The organism is Vreelandella hamiltonii, from assembly GCF_014651775.1.
GTDB classification, from domain to species: Bacteria; Pseudomonadota; Gammaproteobacteria; order Pseudomonadales; family Halomonadaceae; genus Vreelandella; species Vreelandella hamiltonii.
The window spans coordinates 57,777-77,434 of the sequence record NZ_BMXN01000014.1 but is presented as its reverse complement, the minus strand read 5'-3'; the positions used below and the strand labels follow the sequence as shown (position 1 = coordinate 77,434).

At 61.9% G+C, this 19,658-nt stretch carries 19 protein-coding genes; 15 read left to right on the top strand and 4 right to left on the bottom strand.

Annotated features, from left to right (window positions below; genetic code table 11):
• Positions 1-93 precede the first annotated feature (93 nt).
• From minC to sbcB, 4 genes are all read left to right on the top strand, one after another.
• On the top strand, positions 94-840 hold the full coding sequence (gene minC, locus IE091_RS12470) for a septum site-determining protein MinC (protein WP_039183424.1): 747 nt from the start codon (positions 94-96) through the stop codon (positions 838-840).
• A 158-nt stretch (positions 841-998) separates the two neighbouring features.
• Positions 999-1,817 carry a septum site-determining protein MinD gene (minD, locus tag IE091_RS12465; protein ID WP_144984735.1) on the top strand — a complete coding sequence of 273 codons (819 nt, stop codon included), beginning with the start codon at positions 999-1,001 and terminating at the stop codon, positions 1,815-1,817.
• Positions 1,814-2,065: a cell division topological specificity factor MinE gene (minE, locus tag IE091_RS12460; protein WP_016915987.1), complete on the top strand. Its 252-nt coding sequence runs from the start codon at positions 1,814-1,816 to the stop codon at positions 2,063-2,065. The genes minD and minE overlap by 4 nt, the downstream gene beginning before the upstream one ends.
• A gap of 121 nt (positions 2,066-2,186) precedes the next feature.
• Positions 2,187-3,680 (top strand): exodeoxyribonuclease I, encoded by a 1,494-nt coding sequence (gene sbcB / locus IE091_RS12455; protein ID WP_189463768.1) that lies wholly within the window; start codon positions 2,187-2,189, stop codon positions 3,678-3,680.
• 13 nt (positions 3,681-3,693) lie between these two features.
• On the opposite strand, the gene IE091_RS12450 is transcribed toward sbcB, so the two are convergent.
• Together IE091_RS12450 and IE091_RS12445 are read right to left on the bottom strand one after the other, a co-directional pair.
• Positions 3,694-6,537, bottom strand: a complete 2,844-nt coding sequence (locus IE091_RS12450) for an insulinase family protein (protein WP_189463767.1) — start codon at positions 6,535-6,537, stop codon at positions 3,694-3,696.
• Entirely contained in the window at positions 6,537-7,223 is a 687-nt protein-coding gene (locus tag IE091_RS12445) for an SOS response-associated peptidase (protein ID WP_096921550.1), read from the bottom strand. Before IE091_RS12445 ends, IE091_RS12450 begins: the two co-directional genes overlap by 1 nt.
• Before the next feature lie 199 nt (positions 7,224-7,422).
• On the opposite strand from IE091_RS12445, the gene IE091_RS12440 reads away from it, so the two are divergent.
• On the top strand, positions 7,423-8,037 hold the full coding sequence (locus tag IE091_RS12440) for a TetR/AcrR family transcriptional regulator (RefSeq protein ID WP_039183407.1): 615 nt from the start codon (positions 7,423-7,425) through the stop codon (positions 8,035-8,037).
• Positions 8,034-8,696, top strand: coding sequence for a 1-acyl-sn-glycerol-3-phosphate acyltransferase (locus IE091_RS12435; RefSeq protein WP_039183404.1), 663 nt, complete (start codon positions 8,034-8,036; stop codon positions 8,694-8,696). The genes IE091_RS12440 and IE091_RS12435 overlap by 4 nt, the downstream gene beginning before the upstream one ends.
• 5 nt (positions 8,697-8,701) lie before the next feature.
• On the opposite strand, the gene IE091_RS12430 is transcribed toward IE091_RS12435, so the two are convergent.
• Together IE091_RS12430 and IE091_RS12425 are read right to left on the bottom strand one after the other, a co-directional pair.
• A complete protein-coding gene (locus IE091_RS12430; RefSeq protein WP_039183401.1) occupies positions 8,702-9,976 on the bottom strand; it encodes an HlyC/CorC family transporter in 1,275 nt (424 codons plus the stop codon).
• A 69-nt stretch (positions 9,977-10,045) separates the two neighbouring features.
• Positions 10,046-10,843 carry a cytochrome C assembly family protein gene (locus IE091_RS12425; RefSeq protein WP_096921549.1) on the bottom strand — a complete coding sequence of 266 codons (798 nt, stop codon included), beginning with the start codon at positions 10,841-10,843 and terminating at the stop codon, positions 10,046-10,048.
• Between the two features lie 257 nt (positions 10,844-11,100).
• Here IE091_RS12425 and ffh point away from each other — a divergent pair, with 257 nt between their 5' ends.
• From ffh to thrC, 9 genes are all read left to right on the top strand, one after another.
• Positions 11,101-12,528: a signal recognition particle protein gene (gene ffh / locus IE091_RS12420; protein WP_189463766.1), complete on the top strand. Its 1,428-nt coding sequence runs from the start codon at positions 11,101-11,103 to the stop codon at positions 12,526-12,528.
• Positions 12,529-12,829: 301 nt separating this feature from the next.
• Positions 12,830-13,078: a 30S ribosomal protein S16 gene (gene rpsP / locus IE091_RS12415; RefSeq protein WP_009098555.1), complete on the top strand. Its 249-nt coding sequence runs from the start codon at positions 12,830-12,832 to the stop codon at positions 13,076-13,078.
• A 57-nt stretch (positions 13,079-13,135) separates the two neighbouring features.
• Entirely contained in the window at positions 13,136-13,681 is a 546-nt protein-coding gene (gene rimM, locus IE091_RS12410) for a ribosome maturation factor RimM (protein ID WP_016915997.1), read from the top strand.
• Between the two features lie 89 nt (positions 13,682-13,770).
• Positions 13,771-14,547 (top strand): tRNA (guanosine(37)-N1)-methyltransferase TrmD, encoded by a 777-nt coding sequence (gene trmD, locus IE091_RS12405; RefSeq protein ID WP_039183457.1) that lies wholly within the window; start codon positions 13,771-13,773, stop codon positions 14,545-14,547.
• 149 nt (positions 14,548-14,696) lie between these two features.
• On the top strand, positions 14,697-15,053 hold the full coding sequence (gene rplS, locus IE091_RS12400; RefSeq protein WP_039183391.1) for a 50S ribosomal protein L19: 357 nt from the start codon (positions 14,697-14,699) through the stop codon (positions 15,051-15,053).
• A gap of 104 nt (positions 15,054-15,157) precedes the next feature.
• Positions 15,158-16,039 carry a site-specific tyrosine recombinase XerD gene (gene xerD / locus IE091_RS12395; RefSeq protein ID WP_189463765.1) on the top strand — a complete coding sequence of 294 codons (882 nt, stop codon included), beginning with the start codon at positions 15,158-15,160 and terminating at the stop codon, positions 16,037-16,039.
• Between the two features lie 7 nt (positions 16,040-16,046).
• Positions 16,047-16,805 (top strand): DsbC family protein, encoded by a 759-nt coding sequence (locus IE091_RS12390; RefSeq protein ID WP_227407516.1) that lies wholly within the window; start codon positions 16,047-16,049, stop codon positions 16,803-16,805.
• A gap of 84 nt (positions 16,806-16,889) precedes the next feature.
• A complete protein-coding gene (locus tag IE091_RS12385) occupies positions 16,890-18,206 on the top strand; it encodes a homoserine dehydrogenase (RefSeq protein WP_039183386.1) in 1,317 nt (438 codons plus the stop codon).
• Positions 18,207-18,208: 2 nt separating this feature from the next.
• On the top strand, positions 18,209-19,597 hold the full coding sequence (gene thrC, locus IE091_RS12380; RefSeq protein WP_039183383.1) for a threonine synthase: 1,389 nt from the start codon (positions 18,209-18,211) through the stop codon (positions 19,595-19,597).
• Positions 19,598-19,658 lie beyond the last annotated feature (61 nt).

Below are 19,658 nucleotides of genomic sequence, written 5' to 3'. Positions count from 1 at the left end.
TGCCCTATGGTTGTGAGTTTTCCAGTCAATCACAACCCAAGGCGCGAGATTGCGCTACCCTTATTTTACCTGAACAAGACATGGAGTTCGGCCATGAGCCTCAACGCCAACAGTGCCGACATAGCCTTCACCTTCAAAGGCGGCATGCTGCCGATGACCGTCATGGAGTTGACCAGTGCTGATCCGGAGCGCATCCGGCGTCAGTTGGCAGGCAAGTTGTCGCAATCACCCGCGTTCTTTCAGCATACACCGGTTGTGTTGAGTGTGGAAAAGCTCGATGAGCCGCACCTGGCGCTGGAGCGTATCTGTGCCGTATGTCGCGATCACAAGCTGTTGCCCGTGGCCGTACGCGGAGGCGCCGAGCCGATCCGCCAGTCTGCCTGGGCGCTGGGGCTGGGCTGGTTTGCCCCGGTAGAAGAGGGGCGTGCAAGGGCGTTGGAAAGCGTCGCGCCGCTGGCTGAACCAACCCAGGAAGATGAGGAAGAAGCGCTTCAGCCCACGCAAGTGCCGGGGGTTACGCGCCTCTACAGAGGGACGGTGCGCTCCGGGCAGCAGGTAAGCTCTGCCGCAGGCGACCTGATCGTGATTGGCGCGGTGAACGCAGGCGCCGAAGTATTGGCGGCAGGCAGTATTCATATTTACGGTGCCTTGCGAGGGCGTGCCCTGGCAGGTATTCATGGCAATACCGATGCCGGCATCTACTGCCGGGAACTGGAAGCCGAGCTGCTGTCTGTGGCGGGCAACTACAAGCGTCTGGAAGATATCGACTCTCAACTGCTGGGGCGGGCAGCTGAGGTGCATTTCATCGCGGAACAGCTGGATATCAAACCTTTGGACTGAGCCGAGTGGCTGAACCGCCGGGCAGAGGCTGATGTTTTCTGCCTAGCGACGCCGCCCTCGCGATCCGTTACAGTACCGCTTTTGACGACATTGATGTTCCCGTTAGGTGAATAGCGCCACGGCGCTCGCCATAAACGACTTCAAGAAGGAAGTGACTCTTGGCCAAAATTATTGTGGTGACCTCTGGTAAAGGGGGGGTCGGTAAAACTACCAGCGCTGCGGCGATTTCGACGGGCCTGGCACTGCGCGGAAAGAAAACCGTAGTGATCGATTTCGATGTGGGGCTGCGTAACCTGGACCTGATCATGGGGTGCGAGCGTCGCGTGGTCTACGATCTGGTCAACGTGATCCAGGGAGAGGCTGGTCTGAATCAGGCGTTGATTCGTGACAAGCGGGTAGAGAACCTGTTTATCCTCCCCGCGTCGCAAACCCGCGACAAGGATGCGCTGACTCAGGAAGGCGTGGAAAAGATCCTGGAGCAGTTGAAGGAAGACTTCGACTTCATCCTGTGTGATTCCCCGGCAGGTATCGAGCGTGGCGCCCAGTTGGCCATGTACTTTGCTGACGAAGCCATCGTGGTGACCAATCCCGAAGTGTCGTCGGTACGTGATTCGGATCGTATTCTGGGCCTGTTGGGCTCGAAAACCCAGCGTGCCGAGCAGGGGCTGGAGCCGGTCAAGGAGCACCTGTTGATCACCCGCTACAACCCGTCGCGTGTGACCTCGGGCGACATGCTCACGCTGGAAGACATTCGCGAGATTCTGGCCATCGACCTGTTGGGGTTGATTCCGGAATCCGAAGCGGTGCTGCGCGCTTCCAACCAGGGGGTGCCGGTGACCCACGATGCGGCCAGTGATGCTGGGCAAGCCTACACCGACACTGTGTCTCGGCTGCTGGGTGAAGAGATGCCGCTGCGTTTTCATGAGCTTCAGCGCAAGGGATTGCTGAGCCGGATGTTTGGGGGTAGTCGTCGATGAAACTGCTGGAATTCTTGAAGCGTGAGCGCAAGAAATCCGCCTCGGTGGCCAAGGAACGATTGCAAATCATCGTGGCGCATCAGCGTAGCCAGCGTGGTCAGCCAGACTACATGCCGCTGCTTGAGCGCGAACTGCTGGAAGTCATCCGCCGCTATGTGCACGTGGATGACGATGCCATTCAAATCTCCCTGGACAGTGAAGACAACTGTTCGGTACTGGAGCTGAACGTGACGTTGCCCAAGAGCTAGAGGCTGGGCGATGTAGCGGCGATAGGCGTCGTGGGTGTGCTAGTCTTGAGCTTTTGTTCCCACCCGACCCGCATGGGCGTTGCCTGTGGGTGGGGGATTTCGCTCAAGGGAGTATGCATTCATGGCGCCATCCCATGCCGCCCCGGCCAGTTTTCTATGGCACGACTACGAGACCTTCGGTGCTGACCCACGCCGTGATCGGCCTGCCCAGTTTGCGGCACTGCGCACCGACGCCGAGCTCAACGAAATCGGCGATCCCATCGAGCTCTACTGCAAGCCCGCCGACGACTACCTGCCGCATCCGGCAGCCTGTCTGATTACCGGCATCACGCCTCAGAAAGCCCGTCGCAAAGGGCTGCCGGAAGCCCAGTTTGCCCAGCAGGTACAGCGCGCCATGAGCGAGCCGGGCACCTGTGTCGCGGGTTACAACAGCCTGCGCTTCGACGATGAAGTCTCCCGCCACCTGTTTTATCGTAACCTGCTCGACCCCTATGCCCGTGAGTGGCAGAACGGCAATTCTCGCTGGGACCTGATCGACGTCGTACGGGCTTTTTACGCGCTGCGCCCGGAGGGTATCGAGTGGCCGCTACGTGACGATGGCGCACCCAGCTTCAAACTGGAGCATCTGACGGCGGCCAACGGCATTGCCCATGAAGGGGCCCACGATGCGGTGGCCGATGTGCGTGCCACCATTGCCCTGGCCAGATTGCTCAAGACGCGTAATCCCAAGCTGTTCGACTACTTGCTGGGCCTGCGCGGCAAACGGGCGGTGGCCCAGCAGCTGGATTTGCCGAATGCCAAGCCGCTGCTGCATATCTCGCGCCGCTACCCGGCCAGTCGTGGCTGTAGCGCCCTGGTCATGCCCTTGGCCGAGCATCCCACCAACCCCAACGGGGTGATCGTCTATGACCTGAGCGTGGCACCGGACGACCTGCTCTCATTGAGTGCCGAGCAGATTCGTGAGCGGGTGTTCGTCAGCCAGCAGGATCTTTCTGAAGGCGAGGCGCGTATTCCCCTCAAGGTGATTCACATCAACCGCTGCCCGGTGGTCTTTCCAGCCACGGTGCTCAAGGATATCGAGGGTGAGCACAAGGGAGAGTACGGGGCGATTGCTGCTCGGCTGGGCGTCGATATTGCGGCCTGCCGAGGGCACTGGAAAACCCTGCGCGCTGCCACCGGGGTGGCCCAGAAGGTCAGAGAGGTGTTTGATGCCAAGCATGACGCATCGCCCCAGGACCCTGACCTGATGCTGTACGCCGGCAGCTTTTTCTCGGCGGCAGACCGCCAGCAGATGGAAAGCGTGCTGGCCATGGAGCCGTGGGATCTGGTGGGCCAGCGCTTTGCCTTTCAGGACCCGCGTCTGGAAGAGATGCTGTTCCGTTTCCGCGCCCGTAGCTATCCGGAAACGCTGGAAGGCGATGAGCGTGAGCAGTGGGAAGCTTTTCGCTGGATGCGCATGAACGATCCGGCGTTATCCGGGTTTACCTTGAAAGCGTTTGCCCGAGAAATCGAACGGTACAATCAGCAGTCGCTGAGTGACCATGAGCGGCAGATACTGGAAGAGCTGGTGATGTACGTGGAGGCCATGATGCCCGCCCAGGCGTTCGACGCCTGAGCGGGGTGGAAGGCTAGCGCTCGTTGAAGGAGGCGCGTGCGTTTCGGTAGGCCGTGATGTCGCTGGGCGCGTCACCTGGGTCGAAGCGGATGTCCAGACGATGGCCGAGCAGCTCGGGCCACAGTGTCTGCAGCGCTTCCGGGGTAACGTCCAGAGCCAGCTCGGCCAGCCGCTCGCGGCGGTCAAAACGAATCTCTTCCAGCGCCGTGGCCTGCCAGTAGCGGTTGGCCATGCCCTGCAGGCTGGTGTCCCGCTGGCGCAGCCGGTCGTGCACGGCCTGACGGTGCGCGGCCAGCTCCTCATCGCTCAGCGCCTCGAGGCGCGCTTGCGCCTGGTGCAAGAAGTCATCCATACGCTCGGCGATCGTGGCGCTATCCACATCGGGCGACTGCACGATCAGCGCAACCCCCGGTGCTTCCAGTAGCGGCGAGTAGCCCGCATTGACGATATAGCCCAGCTGCTCTTCGGTACGCAGCTGCTGGTAGAACGGCGTATCCAGCCACTGTGCCAGGACGCTGAGTCGTGCCTGCTCTTCGAGGCTCTGATCTCGCCCTTGCAGGTAGCGGAGTACCAGCGACTCTTCACGGGTGCTGTGAGGCTGTAGCGTGGTGGATTCATCGGCCACCCGCAGCGGCTGCAGGGTGGGAATGTCGTCACGGCTCAGACGTGGCGTCAGGGCGCCGCGGATCAGACTGGCCTGCTCCCGTGCCTGGTCGGCGGTCAGGTTACCCACGGCCATGGCGTCGATGTACAGATTGCCCAGGAAGCGGCGCCGGAAGTTGTCTAGGTGCTGTTTCTCCAGGCGCTGGCTTGCTTCCAGCAGCTCGGCACTGGACCACTGCGGGGTCAGCAGGGCTTCGCCCAGCGCGCGGCTGGCCTGTCCGGTGAGCGATGCCTGCGGTGCATTACGCCACTCGCGTTGCAGCTGGTAGCGCACGCGCTCGAAGGCACTTGCCGAAATGTCGGCCTGCTGGAGCTGCGCAATGGCCTGCTCGATCAGCGGCGTTTGCCCATCCCGCCAACCCGAGAACGACAGCGTGATGCCGCGTGCATGGGGGTAGGCGCTGAAGGCTTGCCCTGCCAGCCAGGCGGGGTAGAGCGATTCGTTGAGGCTGTCGTTCAGCCAGCTGGCCAGCAGACGTGTCAGCACCGCTTCTTCGGCTGAGTAGCTGGCGCTGGGGTGCTGCAGGCTGACCCGCCATTCGACGCTGGGCGTGTTGAATCGGCTGTCCTGCATGTGCCAGGCGGCAAAGGTCTCCGTGTCGATGAGCGAGGAGGGGCGCTCGTCCTGGCCGGGTTGCAGCGTCAGGTCTTCGGCAATGAAGGGGTTGGGTTCTGCCAGCGCCAGGCCCTCCAGGGCCCGGCCCGGCTGGGCGGGCGTCTGCTCGCGCCACTGGGTGTTGAACCAGGGCGAGACCTGTTCGCTTTCGATATCCGGGGCGGAGTAGAAACGCAGCATGTTCTGAGGCGTCAGCGCATCCAGGTACTCCTGCTGGCGCTCGCTATCCATGCCATCCATACGATACGGCGCGTACTGCACGTCTTCCACGGGGTAGCGCGAAAGGCTCATGGCCAGGCGCGTGGCTTCCTGTTGGGGCGCGCCGTGCTGCTGGAAGCGGAAGGCTTGCTCGCTCAACCGCTGCTGTTCCTCATAGCGCCATTCGGCCAGGCCCTCTTCGCGGATCTGTTCGATGGCGGCAAAGAGGGTAGCCTCGATATCGTCCAGCCGCTCGGCCCCGGCGGGGGTCAGGCTGATGGAGACGGTGAACAGAGCGTCGTTGCCGTCACCGCGGCCCACGCCGGCCGACAGCCCATCGGCCAATCCTGCCTGGCGGAGCACGGCCAGTAAGCTGCCGTCGCTCTCGTCACCCAGAAGGTGAGACATGAGCTGGGTAGGCTTGGTGCGGTATTCGTCCGTGGGGTCTGGGATCGGAAAATAAAAGCGCAGCTGGCGGCGGTCCTGCAGTGACTGACGCTCGATATAGCGGGGGAGCGTGTCCGAATCCACCAGCGGTGCATCGATCACCGGCACGCTGAGACCGTGATCCGGGATCTCGGCAAAGCGCTCGACCACCAGGCTTTCCAGCTCGTCCAGCGGCTGGGGAGCGACCACGGCCAGGTTCATCACATTGGCATCGTAGTAGCGATGATAGAAGTCGATCACCCTTTCGCGCAGCGTGGCCTCGCCCTCTGGCGGGCTGGCCAGGGTGTCACGGCTGCCCACGGCAAAGCCGGTGGTGGCGTTCGCCGGGTTGAGCAACTGGTTCAGGACGTCGTTCTCGCGCCGCGATTCGTCACGTATGCGCGCCATGTACTCGGAGTGGACGATATTGCGTTCGCTCTCCAGCTGGTCGGCATTGAACAGCGGTGAGAGGAAGAATTCGCTGAAGCGGTCCAGGGCGCCGGGCAGTGCCGAGGGCGCGACATCGAAGAAGTAGTTGGTGTCCTGCTGGGCAGTGAAGGCGTTGTGGGAGCCCGCATTATCGGAAATGAAACGCTGGTAGGCATCCGACTGGGGGTAGGGTTCGGTGCCCAGAAACAGCATGTGTTCCAGGAAGTGCGCCAGCCCCTGCAGGTCTTCCGGGTCTTGTGCACTGCCGACCCGCACGTTCATGGAGGCCGCCGCCTTGTCGGCATTGGGATCGCTGACCAGCAGCGCCTGCAGGCCATTTTCCAGCGTCAGTACCCGGTAGTCACGCTCGTCGAAGGGGCTGACGGTGGGGGTCACGACGTCGGTAATAGGGCTCTCTTCGGCCCAGGCGCCGGGCAGAGCCCCCCAAAGTAGCCCTGTAGACAGGCCAAGGACGATGTGCCGCGCAGCAAGGCGCGGCGGGTAAGCAGGGATGAGTCGCAGCATTACAGCTCCTGTGGCACGGTCCAGCGCAGCATGGGCCCAACGGGATGCGCGCAGGAGGGTGACTGAAAGGCAGGGTTGTTCACATGCCTTGATACCGGAAAAGCGCCCAACAGTTCCAGAGGGGCCGGCATCAATAGCGGTGTCAGTTGGTCGGGGTCGGTGTTCGGGTCCAGCCATGTCGATACGTCTTCGGGGGCGATCACCACCGGCAGGCGATCGGTCAGCGGTGACAGGCAGGCATTGGCCGGCACGCTGATCAAGGCCGTCGAGTCGGTAAAGGTCGTCAAGGTGGTGTGGTAGCGGCACCAGAGGGCGCCCAGCAGAAGGGGCGCGCGCTGCACGTGGGTCACCAGATAAGGCTGCTTGTTGCGCGCCTGGGGCTTCCAGACATAAAAGCCGCTCACCGGGATCACGCAGCGCCGGGCGTTGAACGCCTCCTGAAACATGGCGCGTTTGCTCAGGGTTTCGGCCCTGGCACAGTGGGGGGCGTGGTCGAGCACTTTCAGCCAAGGGGGGGTAAGGCCCCAGAACAGCGGTGCCAGCGTCATGCGGCCCTGCGCCATGCGAATGGCAGAGACGGGCTGGCGCGGGGCCATGTTCGGCGACTCGATCAGCGGCGCCGCCGAGGCCAGCGCTGGCAATAGACGAGCGAGCGGTAAGCGCTGTACGTGTAGGCGTCCCGTCATGCGGTCTCCTCGAGTGCAACGCGGTCGCTTGACTGCCACTGGGCAAGGTCAAAACGGTGTAAGCGGTGTGAATACGTTAAATGTCGTGTTTTAGTGTCGAAAACAGTGTTCGATGTAAGGTATCCTATCGTAGTCCTTGCTCTCGCTAAAGCGCGATGAGGCAATCTTTCCTGTTTGCCGTTGACCCTAAGAGATCGCCATGGCCCGTCCCAGACAGCATGCGCCCGACGCCCTCCATACGCAGGTCATGCACGCTTGTGATGAGTGGTTGGCTCAGCAGCCAGTTCATGGCCTATCACTGCGTGCCCTGGCCCGAGAAGTGGGCTGTGCGCCCAGTACCCTGCTCAAGTTATATGGCAGCTTCAATAACCTGTTGCAGCATGTCAACGTTGAGACCCTGGCCCGGTTGCAGCAGACCATTACCGGCTTGGCGGCCGATGACCCTGAACCCTGGCTGCGTGCTCTGGCGCATGCCTATTGGCGCTTTGCCGAGCAGGATTGTTACCGCTGGCAGCTGTTGTTCGACTATCCGCTGGCCCAGGAGGGTGAGCTGGATCAGCGCCAAAGCGATCTCATCGAGGCGCTGTTTACCCAAGTGGAAACCTCACTGAAACAGTACCAACCCGCGCTGGACGACCTCGAAGCGCGCCGCCTGGGGCGCACGCTGTGGGGAAGTGTGCATGGCCTGGTGCAGTTGGGGTTGAATGAACGGCTTGGCTACTGGCAGGGGCAGCAGCTGAAGGTCGATGAGTTGCTGGACCAGTTGATGAGCACGGTTCTGGCCGGATTGCGGCACCGGGAGGCGGTGACGTGACAGGAGGGGTGAAGGCGCTTCGCCGCCTGCTACGTCGATTGATCTATCTCGCCATGCGTGGCTGCTATCGGCTGACGGTGCATGGGCAAGGGCATGTGCCGAAACAAGGCGCTGCGCTGGTGGTGTGCAACCATGTCAGTTTCATGGACGCTCTGGTGCTGGGAGGCGCCAGCCCCCGACCGCTGCGGTTCGTGATGGACCAGCCCATCTTCGAGTCCCGCTGGCTCAAGTGGTGGTTTCAACTGGTAGGTGCCATTCCCATCGAGTCGGAGCGCCATAGCCCCGGCGCGCTGCGGCGCACGCTGGACGAGGTCAGCAAGGCGCTGCGCGACGGCGACGTGGTCATGGTGTTTCCAGAAGGGCGCTTGACCCCCGATGGCGAGATTCACACCTTTCGCCGTGGGCTGGAGACCATTCTGGCTCGTGACAACGTGCCGGTGATCCCTGCCGGGCTGGCCGGGCTGTGGGGTTCGTGGACGTCACATCACGGCGGAAAAGCCTTGAAGAAGTGGCCGTCGCGGTTCAGGGCGCCGGTCAGCCTGCACTTTGGCCCGCCCATTGCCGTGCAAGAGGTGGAGGGAGTTGCCCTGCGGCGCTACCTGGAGACTCGGGTAAGAGCGCTCAAGGCAGCGGCCGATAGCGACATCGCGCACCGTTAGCCGCGTCAACGACGCGGCAGGCGGAGCTTCTGCCAACAGCGGGCGGAAGTGATCAGGTTGTCGCGAATCTCGAGAATTTCCATCCGCGTATTGCCTATCTGCAGGCAGGCCGGGCCGTCCGGGAAAGATTCCAGATGTTCGAGAATCAGCCCGTTGAGGGTTTTCGGACCGTCAGTGGGCAGTTGCCAGCCCAGCATCTTGTTGATCTCGCGGATATTGGCCGTGCCTTCTATGACGTGGCTGCCATCGTCCTGCTGATGAATCTCTTCGTCTTCGGACACGTCGGTGGTGAACTCGCCGACGATCTCTTCCAGAATGTCTTCCAGAGTGACCAGTCCTTCCACATCGCCATACTCGTCGACGACGATGCCGATGCGCCGTTTCTGTTTCTGGAAATTCAGCAGTTGGGTATGCAGCGGTGTCGACTCGGGAATGAAATAGGGCTCGCGTGCTTCCTGAACGATGGCGGCCTTGGTGACTTCATCGCGGGATAAAAAGCGCGCTGCGTTACGCAGGTGCAGCATGCCGATGATGTTGTTGATATCACCTTTATAGACTGGCAAGCGAGTATGCTGGCTGGTGCGGATCTGGGTCAGGATCTCTTCCAGGGAATCATCCAGATCGATACCCAGCACTTCATGCCGCGGCACCATGATGTCGTTCACCGTGACGTTTTCGAGATCCAGAATCGACAGCAGCATGGCCCGGTGGCGGTAAGGAATCAGGGTGCCTGCTTCATGCACCACGGTACGCAGCTCGTCGCGGGTCAGGCTGTCACCGCCGTTGTCGACGCTTTTCACGCCAACGAGCCTCAGCAGTCCATTGGAGACTACATTGACCAGCCATACCAGCGGGTAGAGCAGCTTGAGCAACGGCTCCAGGGCCATCGAAGTGGGGTAGGCGATGCGTTCGGGCTTGATGGCCGCGTAGGTCTTGGGCGTGACCTCGGCAAAGACCAGGATGGTGATGGTCAGCAATGCTGTCGAGATGGCCGGGCCCGTGACATCGCCAAAAAAGTGAATGGCGATGATGGTCGCGATGGATGCGGCTAGGTTGTTGACGAAGTTGTTGCCAATCAGGATGACGCCAATCAGGCGGTCGGGACGTGTCAGCAGGCGCATGACCCGTTTGGCACGGCGGTCGCCGCTGTTTGCCTGGTGGCTGAGTCGATAGCGGTTGATCGACATCATGCCCGTTTCGGAGCTGGAGAAGAAGGCAGACAGTAAAATCAGCAAGGCTAGCAGGCCGAACAGTAACCCCAGGGGGAAGTCGTCGCTCAAGTCGAATGTTCCTTTATGGCGTGTCAGGCTCGATTTGTAGAGTCATGCGGGTAGCGTGTCAAGGAGCGCTTAGCGATTCAGCAGGATTTCCAGCACGAACTTGCTGCCGAAATACGCCAGCAGCAGCAGGGCGCAGCCCCCGAGGGTCCAGCGCACCGCGCGCATGCCACGCCAGCCGAAACGGTAGCGGCCCACCAGCAGCGTCGTGAAGATGATCCAGGCCCCCAGCGACAGCACGGTCTTGTGGGCCAGGTGCTGGGCAAACAGGTTGTCCAGGAAGATCAGGCCGCTGGCGATGGATACCGTGAGCAGCAGAATGCCCGCCCACACCAGCTCGAACAGCACCCGCTCCATGGTGGTCAGCGGTGGCAGTGACTGCACGATGCCGCGAATGTGGTGATGGCGCAGGGCCTGATTTTGCAGCCCCACCAGTACCGCCTGCACGGCAGCGATGGCCAGCACGGCGAAGGCCAGGGCAGAGCTGACCGCGTGCAGCAGAATGCCGGGGGTCAAGCCGCTGTGGCTCCCCTGGCTGGGTAGCCAGGTGGCGACGATGAGCGCGATGCCCGCCAGCGGAAACAGCACGATACCGGCGTTCAAGACGGGCTTGAACAGGCTGGCCACCAGCACCACGTTGACCGCCACGGCCATCAATAGCGTGGCGCTGGTGGTGAAGCCCGGCAGCAGGCCAGGGGCGGCGCCCACCAGCTTGACCACCACGGGGATATGCAGCAGCAGGCCAAGGGTGCCCAGCAGGCGCACCATGCCCTGGCGTGGCGGCACGCGGCGAAACAGCGTCATGCCCTGCCAGATGGCAGCAGCAACATAGAGTACAAAGGCAATCGTGGCGAAAGGTAGCGCCTGCATGATGCTATCCGTGCGCCTGGCAGCGCGTCATGGGGTAAACGTGGCGACCGGCCAAACGTTTCTGCAAAACGCCGCAGGGCCCGGTCACTGCCGCTCCTTCCAGAGCGGTACTGCTACTATAACGAATCATGGCAGCGTCGCACAGTCATGGCTAGCCAACGCTCGCGGCCATGGAGACTCGCGGCGTGAGCGCGTATAATCGGCGCCACATTCGTCCGGTGAGGACTCCCGGCGACAGCGACGGAGGCAGAGGCCCCATGTTTCAGAATTTGAGCGAGCGTCTATCCCAGACGCTGAAGTCTATCAAGGGTCAGGCGCGCCTGACCGACGACAACATCAAAGACACGCTGCGAGAAGTGCGCAAGGCATTGCTCGAAGCCGACGTGGCGCTACCCGTGGTCAAGGCGTTCATCGAGCGGGTGCGTGAACGTGCGGTAGGCCAGGAAGTCTCCAAGAGCCTGTCGCCGGGTCAGCAGTTCGTCAAGATCGTCCAGCAGGAGCTGGAAGCCATCATGGGCGAGGCCAATGAAGGTCTCTCCCTGAAAGGCTCTCCTGCCGTGGTGCTGATGGCCGGTTTGCAGGGCGCGGGCAAGACCACCTCGGTGGCCAAGCTGGCCCGTTACCTGCGCGAGCGCGAAAAGAAGAAAGTGCTGGTGGTTTCGGCAGACGTCTATCGCCCTGCGGCCATCGACCAGCTGGAAACCCTGGCCAAAGAGGTGCAGGTCGACTTCTATCCATCGCGCTCCGACGAGAAGCCGGTCGATATCGCCACGGCAGCCATCAGGCATGCCAAGATCCAGTTCCATGACGTCGTACTGGTAGATACCGCTGGCCGCCTGGCCATCGACGACGCCATGATGGCCGAAATTCAGGCGCTGCATAAAGCCATTGCTCCCCAGGAAACGCTGTTCGTCGTCGACGCCATGACCGGCCAGGATGCGGTGAATACCGCCAAAGCCTTCCATGAAGCGCTGCCGCTGACAGGTGTCATTCTGACCAAGGCCGACGGTGACGCCCGTGGCGGTGCCGCGCTGTCGGTGCGCCACGTGACCGGCAAGCCGATCAAGTTCATGGGGGTGGGTGAAAAGGTCGATGCCCTGGAACCCTTCCATCCCGATCGAGTAGCCTCGCGCATTCTGGGCATGGGCGACATGCTGTCGCTGATCGAAGAAGCCGAGCGCACCGTCGACAAGGACAAGGCCGCGAAGCTGGCCAGCAAGGTCAAGAAAGGCGATGGCTTCGACCTGGAAGACTTCCGCGACCAGCTCCAGCAGCTCAAGAAAATGGGTGGCATGGGCGGCCTGTTGGGCAAGCTGCCGGGCATGGGTCAGATGGCAGAGATGGCCCAAGGCCCCGGGCCAGAAAAGGAGCTGGGCAAGCTGGAGGCGCTGATCAACTCCATGACGCCCAAAGAGCGCCGCAAGCCCGATATCATCAACGGTTCGCGCAAGCGCCGCATCGCGGCAGGTGCCGGACTTCAGGTGCCGGACCTGAACCGGCTGCTGAAGCAGCACAAGCAGATGCAGAAAATGATGAAGAAAGCCGGGCAGAAGGGCGGCATGCAGAAGATGATGCGTGGCATGTCTGGCCTGATGGGCGGTAAAGGCCCCGGCGGCCCAGGTGGCCCCGGCGGTATGGGAGGCATGGGCGGAATGGGTGGCCCGGGTGGTTTGCCCTGGCGCTGAGCCCGCCTGATGCTCCTTTGCAAGGTTGACGGCCTGTGAGTTTTCTGGCTGTCAGGCTTTCCAAGCAGGTCGCATTTGCGTAGAATGCGGCCTCTTCATGTTTGGGTGTTGCTGAAAAGTGCTCTGGCACTGGGCGATATTCCATGGATGAAGGTCCTGAAGGTGCCCTCTGCTGGGCCAGGCAAGCGCTTCGCAAGCCCTGGTGAGGCAGGAGCACCAAGAAAACAGTATGACGAGTGTTCTGATAGCGCATTGGCGCTATGCCCCACTCGCGTAACCTCAACCGAAGGATAGTTATCGTATGGTTACCATTCGTTTGGCACGTGGTGGCGCCAAGAAGCGTCCCTTTTATCACCTGACCGTGACCGACTCTCGCAACGCCCGTGACGGCCGTTTCATCGAGCGTATCGGTTTCTTCAACCCGGTTGCCCGTGGTCAGGAAGAGCGTCTGCGCGTTGATCTGGACCGTGTGACTCACTGGCAGAGCCAAGGCGCCCAGCTGTCTGGTCGTGTTGCCGAGCTGGTCAAGGAAGCACGCAAGCAGGCGTAAGCCTGAGCGTTGTGTGAGATATCGCCGTTCATCAATGCTGTTGTGGAGTGGTCGTCAATGACGCGTTTTGAAACCAGCCCGACTGACGACACGCACGTTGTGCTTGGTAAGCTGACCAGCCCTCACGGGATCAAAGGTTGGCTGAAGGTCTACTCCTATACCAATCCCATGGACAGCATTCTGGAATACCCTGAGTGGTGGGTGCGTCAAGGTAATACGTTGACCCCCATGCGCGTCGTTCAGGGCAGTCGGCAAGGCAAGGGACTGGTTGTGCAACTGAAAGGGGTCGATGACCGTACGGCGGCCGAAGCGCTGGCCCAGGCGGACATTCTGATGCCCAAGGACGCACTGCCCGAGCTTTCCGACGATGAGTATTACTGGCATGAGCTCGAGGGCCTCGCGGTCTTTACTCAGTCAGGCGAGCGGCTGGGACGGGTCAGCTACCTGTTCGAGACCGGCGCAAACGATGTCATGGTGGTACGTGGAGACGACGACGCAATCGACAAGCGAGAGCGATTGTTGCCTTTCCTGCCCGATGACGTGATCGTTGAGATCCACCTGGAAGAGGGCCGTATGGTCGTCGACTGGGACCCCGAGTTTTGATGAGCCAGAACGCTTTGACGGAACGAACGGAAACGGATGCGACGATGACTTCACCGGCACCCGTGGAAAGTGCGACAGACGCGCCCGCCATGTGGATTGGCGTGGTATCGCTGTTCCCTGACATGTTCGATGCGATTACCCAGCAGGGTGTGATCGGTCGAGCCGTCGAGAAGCAGCAGATTGCCCTGGAGTTCTGGAATCCACGCGACTACGCCACCGACCGCCATCGCAGTGTCGATGATCGCCCTTACGGGGGTGGCCCCGGCATGCTGATGAAGGTCGATACCCTCAGGGCTGCGATTGCCGATGCCCGCCAGCGCGCGGAGCAGGCAACCGGTTTGACGCCCACCGTGATCTACTTGTCGCCCCAGGGGCGCAAGCTCGATCAGCAGGGAGTTCAGGCGCTGGCCGCCGCAGGACCCCTGGTGGTGGTTGCCGGACGCTATGAAGGTATCGACGAGCGTGTGGTGGAGAGTGACATCGATGAAGAGTGGTCGATCGGTGATTATGTGCTCAGTGGCGGCGAACTGCCGGCCATGGTGCTGATCGACGCAGCGGCAAGGCTGATACCCGGTGTACTGGGTCATCAGGACTCCGCTATCGAGGACTCGTTTAACGACGGCCTGCTGGACTGCCCGCACTATACTCGCCCGGAAGTGATCGACGGGCGCAAAGTGCCGGACGTGCTGTTGAGCGGTAACCATGCCGCCATCAAGCGCTGGCGGTTGAAGCAGTCTCTGGGGCGTACCTGGCAGCGTCGACCCGACCTGCTGAGCGGACGTACCCTGGATGCCGAGCAGCAACGGCTGCTGGATGAGTTCATCGAGGAACACGCCTCGTCTGTCGTGTCGACAACGACACCTTAGAGGATGGCGGCGGTGCAGGGCGAAGGCGTTGGCCAACGCACCTGTGTCACCCATAACGACTCCCGCGTGGCTCGCTTCGAGCGCCGGGATCACGGTTTGCCCCTTCCACAACTGCGCGGCAAGCCACTACGTTATTTAGGAGCATGAAGATGAGCAGCAAGAACAAGGTGATCCAGGCGATCGAAGCCGAGCAAATGAGCAAAGAGATTCCTGCTTTTGCACCGGGCGACACCATCGTCGTTCAGGTTAAAGTAAAAGAAGGTACTCGCGAGCGTCTGCAGGCGTTTGAAGGTGTGGTCATCGGCAAGCGTAACCGTGGCCTGAACTCCGCTTTCACCGTGCGCAAGATTTCTCACGGTGTTGGCGTTGAGCGTACTTTCCAGACCTACAGCCCGCTGGTTGACTCCATCGAAGTCAAGCGTCGCGGTGACGTTCGTCAAGCCAAGCTTTACTACCTGCGTGAGCGTAGCGGTAAATCTGCACGTATCAAGGAAAAGCTGGTTTAATCGCCACGCTTTCACGGGCGCCTGGCGCTCGGATACGGAAAACCCCGTTACCGCTTTGCGGAGCGGGGTTTTTGTTTATCGTTCTACCGTGAGACCGTTTGCGTATGAGCATTATCGATGCCTATCTGGACGCCCTTTGGCTGGAACAGGGCGCCAGTGACCATACGCTAGCGGCCTACCGTCGAGACTTGACGGCCTGGCAGCAGTGGCTGGCGGAGGAGGGCGAGACGCTGTTGACGGCCTCGCCGGACCGCCTGGGCGTGTGGCTCGACCAGCGCCGTGAGCAGGGGTATCAGCTGCGCAGCAATGCGCGCCTGGTGTCGTCGCTGCGCAGCTTCTATCGCTGGGCGCGGCTGTACGGGCATATCGATGCCGACCCGTTGGCCCGCGTGGCGCTGCCACGGGTGCGCCCCAGCCTGCCCAACACGCTGGAAGAAGACGAAGTGGAGCGGCTGCTGCTGGCGCCGGACATCGAAACGCCGCTGGGCGTGCGTGACCGCGCCATGCTGGAGTTGCTGTACGCCTGTGGGTTGCGGGTTTCCGAGCTGGTGGGTTTGACCGGCGATGCGGTGAACCTGCGCCAAGGGGTGGTGCGGGTGCGAGGCAAGGGCGACAAGGATCGCCTGGTGCCCATGGGAGAAGAGGCTGCCGAGTGGCTGGAGCGCTACCTGCGCACGGCGCGACCTGCCTTGATGCAGGACCCGACGCGGCCTGCACTGTTTCCCGGTCGGGGTGACCGTGCCATGACCCGCCAGACCTTTTGGCACCGTATCAAGGCCCACTCCATCACGGCCGGTATCTCGAGGCCACTGTCGCCGCATACGCTGCGTCATGCGTTTGCCACCCACTTATTGAATCATGGTGCCAATTTACGTGTCGTACAGCTGCTGCTGGGTCATAGCGATCTATCGACCACGCAAATTTATACGCACGTCGCCCAGGCGCGCCTGGAGCAGCTGCATGCCGACCACCATCCAAGAGGTTGAGAAAAGAATGCGTCAACGTATGCCTGAATGTGTAGCGTCCCGTGCCCCCTGGTGGGTGCTGGCAATCAGCCTGCTGCCCTCGCTGGCCCTGGCGGACGCCACGGCCGACCGCCTGGCCGAAAGCCTGAGTGTCAATGGCCAGCCGATGCCGGTGGAGCAGGTCAGCGTCACGCCGATGGAGGGCATCTACCATGTGCGCCTGGAGAGCGGTGAGTCGTTCTACTCCAATGCTGATGGCAGCCACTTTCTGGTGGGGGATCTGTTTGAAAACGCCGATAATGGGCTGGTCAACCTGACCGAGCAGTCGCGCAATCAGCAGCGGGCGGAGGCGCTGGCCGCCATCCCCGAAGACGAACGTGTCATCTTTCGCGGCGTCGGTGAGCCCAAGGCAACGGTCATCGTGTTTACCGACCCTACCTGCCCCTACTGCGAGCGTCTTCACGAGACGATTCCAGAGCTCAACGAGCGCGGGATTGCGGTACACTATCTGGCCTTCCCGCGCGCGGGCATGAGCAGTGCCGCTGCGGAAACGCTTCAGCAGGTATGGTGCTCCGACAATCGCAGCGAAGCGATGAATCAGGCCAAGGAGCGGCTGGCCATTGGCGCCAGTGCGCGGTGCGACAACCCGGTGGCCGAGCAGTATGCGCTGGGCCAGGCGCTCGGGGTTCAAGGCACCCCTGCCATCGTGCTGCCCAGCGGCCAGATGGTGCCGGGTTTTGTGCCTGCCGAGCGGCTGGTGGCCATGTTAGGCTTGGAAGATGAATAACGTCACCCGAGTGACGAACATAGCGCTGAGACACTGAATCACGAGGCGGTGCCCAAGGGCACCCAACACGAAAGGGGAAGTATTTTGAAACCGGTAAGAGTAGGCATTTGTGGGCTAGGTACGGTCGGTGGTGGCACGTTCAACGTGCTGACGCGTAATGCGGACGATATCAGTCGCCGTGCGGGCCGTCCCATCGTCATCGAACAGGTCGCTCACCGCAGTATTCATGCTGACTGCGATATTACCGGCATCAACGCCACCACCGACGTGTTCGAAGTGGCCAACAACCCCAACGTGGACGTGCTCGTCGAGCTGATCGGTGGCTACGACATCGCCCGTGAGCTGGTGCTGACGGCCATTGCCAATGGCAAGCACGTAGTGACGGCCAACAAGGCGCTGATCGCGGTGCACGGCAACGAGATCTTCCGCGCGGCCCACGAAAAGGGCGTGATCGTGGCGTTCGAGGCGGCGGTGGCTGGCGGCATTCCCGTTATCAAGTCCCTGCGTGAGGGGCTGGGTGCCAACCGTATCGAGTGGGTGGCCGGTATCATCAACGGCACCGGCAACTTCATCCTGACCCACATGCGGGACGAGGGCCGTGCCTTTGAAGACGTGCTGGCCGAAGCCCAGGCGCTGGGCTACGCGGAAGCCGACCCCACCTTCGACGTGGAAGGCATCGATGCGGCGCACAAGCTGACCATTCTGGCCTCCATCGCCTATGGCGTGCCGCTGCAGTTTGAAAAAGCCTTTACCGAAGGCATCTCGCGGATCACCGCCGAAGACGTGGAGCAAGCCGACAACCTCGGTTATGTGATCAAGCACCTGGGCATCTCCAAGCGTACCGATCAAGGGCTGGAGCTGCGGGTGCATCCCACGCTGATTCCAAAAGAGCGTTTGCTGGCCAATGTCCACGGGGTGAAAAACGCCATCGCGGTCATGGGCGATGCCGTGGGCCCGACGCTCTATTACGGCGCCGGTGCCGGTGCCGAGCCGACGGCTTCGGCCGTGGTGGCCGACCTGCTGGACGTGGCGCGTGATATCGCCACCGACCATCACTATCGAGTGCCTTACCTGGCGTTCAGCGGCATCGACGAAGACGTCAGCCAGCTGCCGATCATGCCCATGGAAGAGATCACCACGGCCTACTACCTGCGCTTGCTGGCAGTGGACCGTCCTGGTGTGCTGGCGCGGGTGGCGACGATTCTCGCCGAGCAGGGCATCTCCATCGAAGCGCTGATCCAGAAAGAAGCCACCGAAGGCGAGCTGGTGCCGATCATTCTGCTGACCCACCGCACCAAAGAGCGCCAGATGAACGCAGCGATCCGCGAAATCGAGGCCATGGCCGATATCGCAGGCCCCGTCACCCGCATTCGTGTGGAAGCCCTGGACGAAGGAGAGTGAGCATGCGCTACGTCAGTACTCGCGGTCAGGCCCCCGCGCTCTCGTTCGAGGAAGTCGTGCTCACCGGCATGGCCAGCGACGGCGGCCTCTACGTGCCGGAAACCGTTCCGACCTTCAGCCGTGAAGAGCTGGCCAGCATGGCCGGGCTCTCTTATGCCGAGATCGCCTTCCGGGTCATGAAGCCCTTCGTCAACGGCGAGATCGACGACGAGACGTTCCATGGCCTGGTCACCGATGCCTACGCCACGTTCAACCACGACGCGGTGCTGCCGCTGAAGCAGCTCGACGCCAACCACTTCCTGCTGGAGCAGTTCCACGGCCCCACGCTGGCGTTCAAGGACGTGGCACTGCAACTGCTGGGGCGGCTGCTGGATCATTTTCTGAAAAAGCGTGACGAGCGTGCGGTGATCATGGGCGCCACGTCCGGGGATACCGGCTCGGCGGCCATCGAGGGCTGTCGCCACTGCGACAACCTGGATATCTTCATTCTGCACCCTCACAACCGCGTGTCGGAAGTGCAGCGTCGCCAGATGACCACGGTACTGGCAGACAACGTGTTCAACGTGGCCATCGAGGGCAACTTCGACGATGCCCAGGCCATGGTCAAGGCCAGCTTTGCCAACCAGGGCTTCCTGAACGGCACTCGGCTGGTGGCGGTGAATTCGATCAACTGGGCGCGCATCATGGCCCAGATCGTCTACTACGTGGCCGCCGGGGTAGCGCTGGGCGCACCGCAGCGGGAAGTGAGCTTCTGTGTGCCGTCGGCCAACTTCGGCAACGTCTTTGCGGGCTACATGGCCTACAAGATGGGGCTCCCGGTGAAGCAGTTCATCATTGCCACCAATGCCAACGACATTCTGCATCGTACCCTGGCGGCCAACGACTTCTCCAAAAAGGAGCTGGCTGCCACGCTGGCGCCTTCCATGGACATCGTCGTGTCGTCCAACTTCGAGCGCCTGTTGTTCGATGCCTACGAGCGTGATGGCGACGCCGTGGCCGCCCTGCTGGAGCGCTTCCAGCAGGAGCCCACGGCGCTGGCCGATGCGCCGCTGGCCAAGCTGCGGGAGAAATTCGCCAGCTACAGCGTGGATGACGCCACGATTCTGGAAGTCATTCGCGAAGCCCATCACCGCACGGGTGAGATTCTCGACCCCCACACCGCCACCGGTTATCGCGCGGCGGAGCGGGCGCGCCTGGATACCACCACGCCAATGATCACCCTGGCCACGGCCCACCCGGCGAAATTTGCCGAAGCCGTGGTCAAGGCGGGCTTCCAGGGCGTGCCGCTACCCACGCACATGAACGACCTGCTGGAGCGTGAAGAGCGCTACACCGTGTTGCCGGCGGAGCTGGGTGCGGTGCAGCAGTTCGTTGCCGACAACCGTCGCTGAGGTGGCATGACGACAGTGTCACCCCTCTCAGCCAGTCACCCTCGCCTCGAGCCTCGTCCCT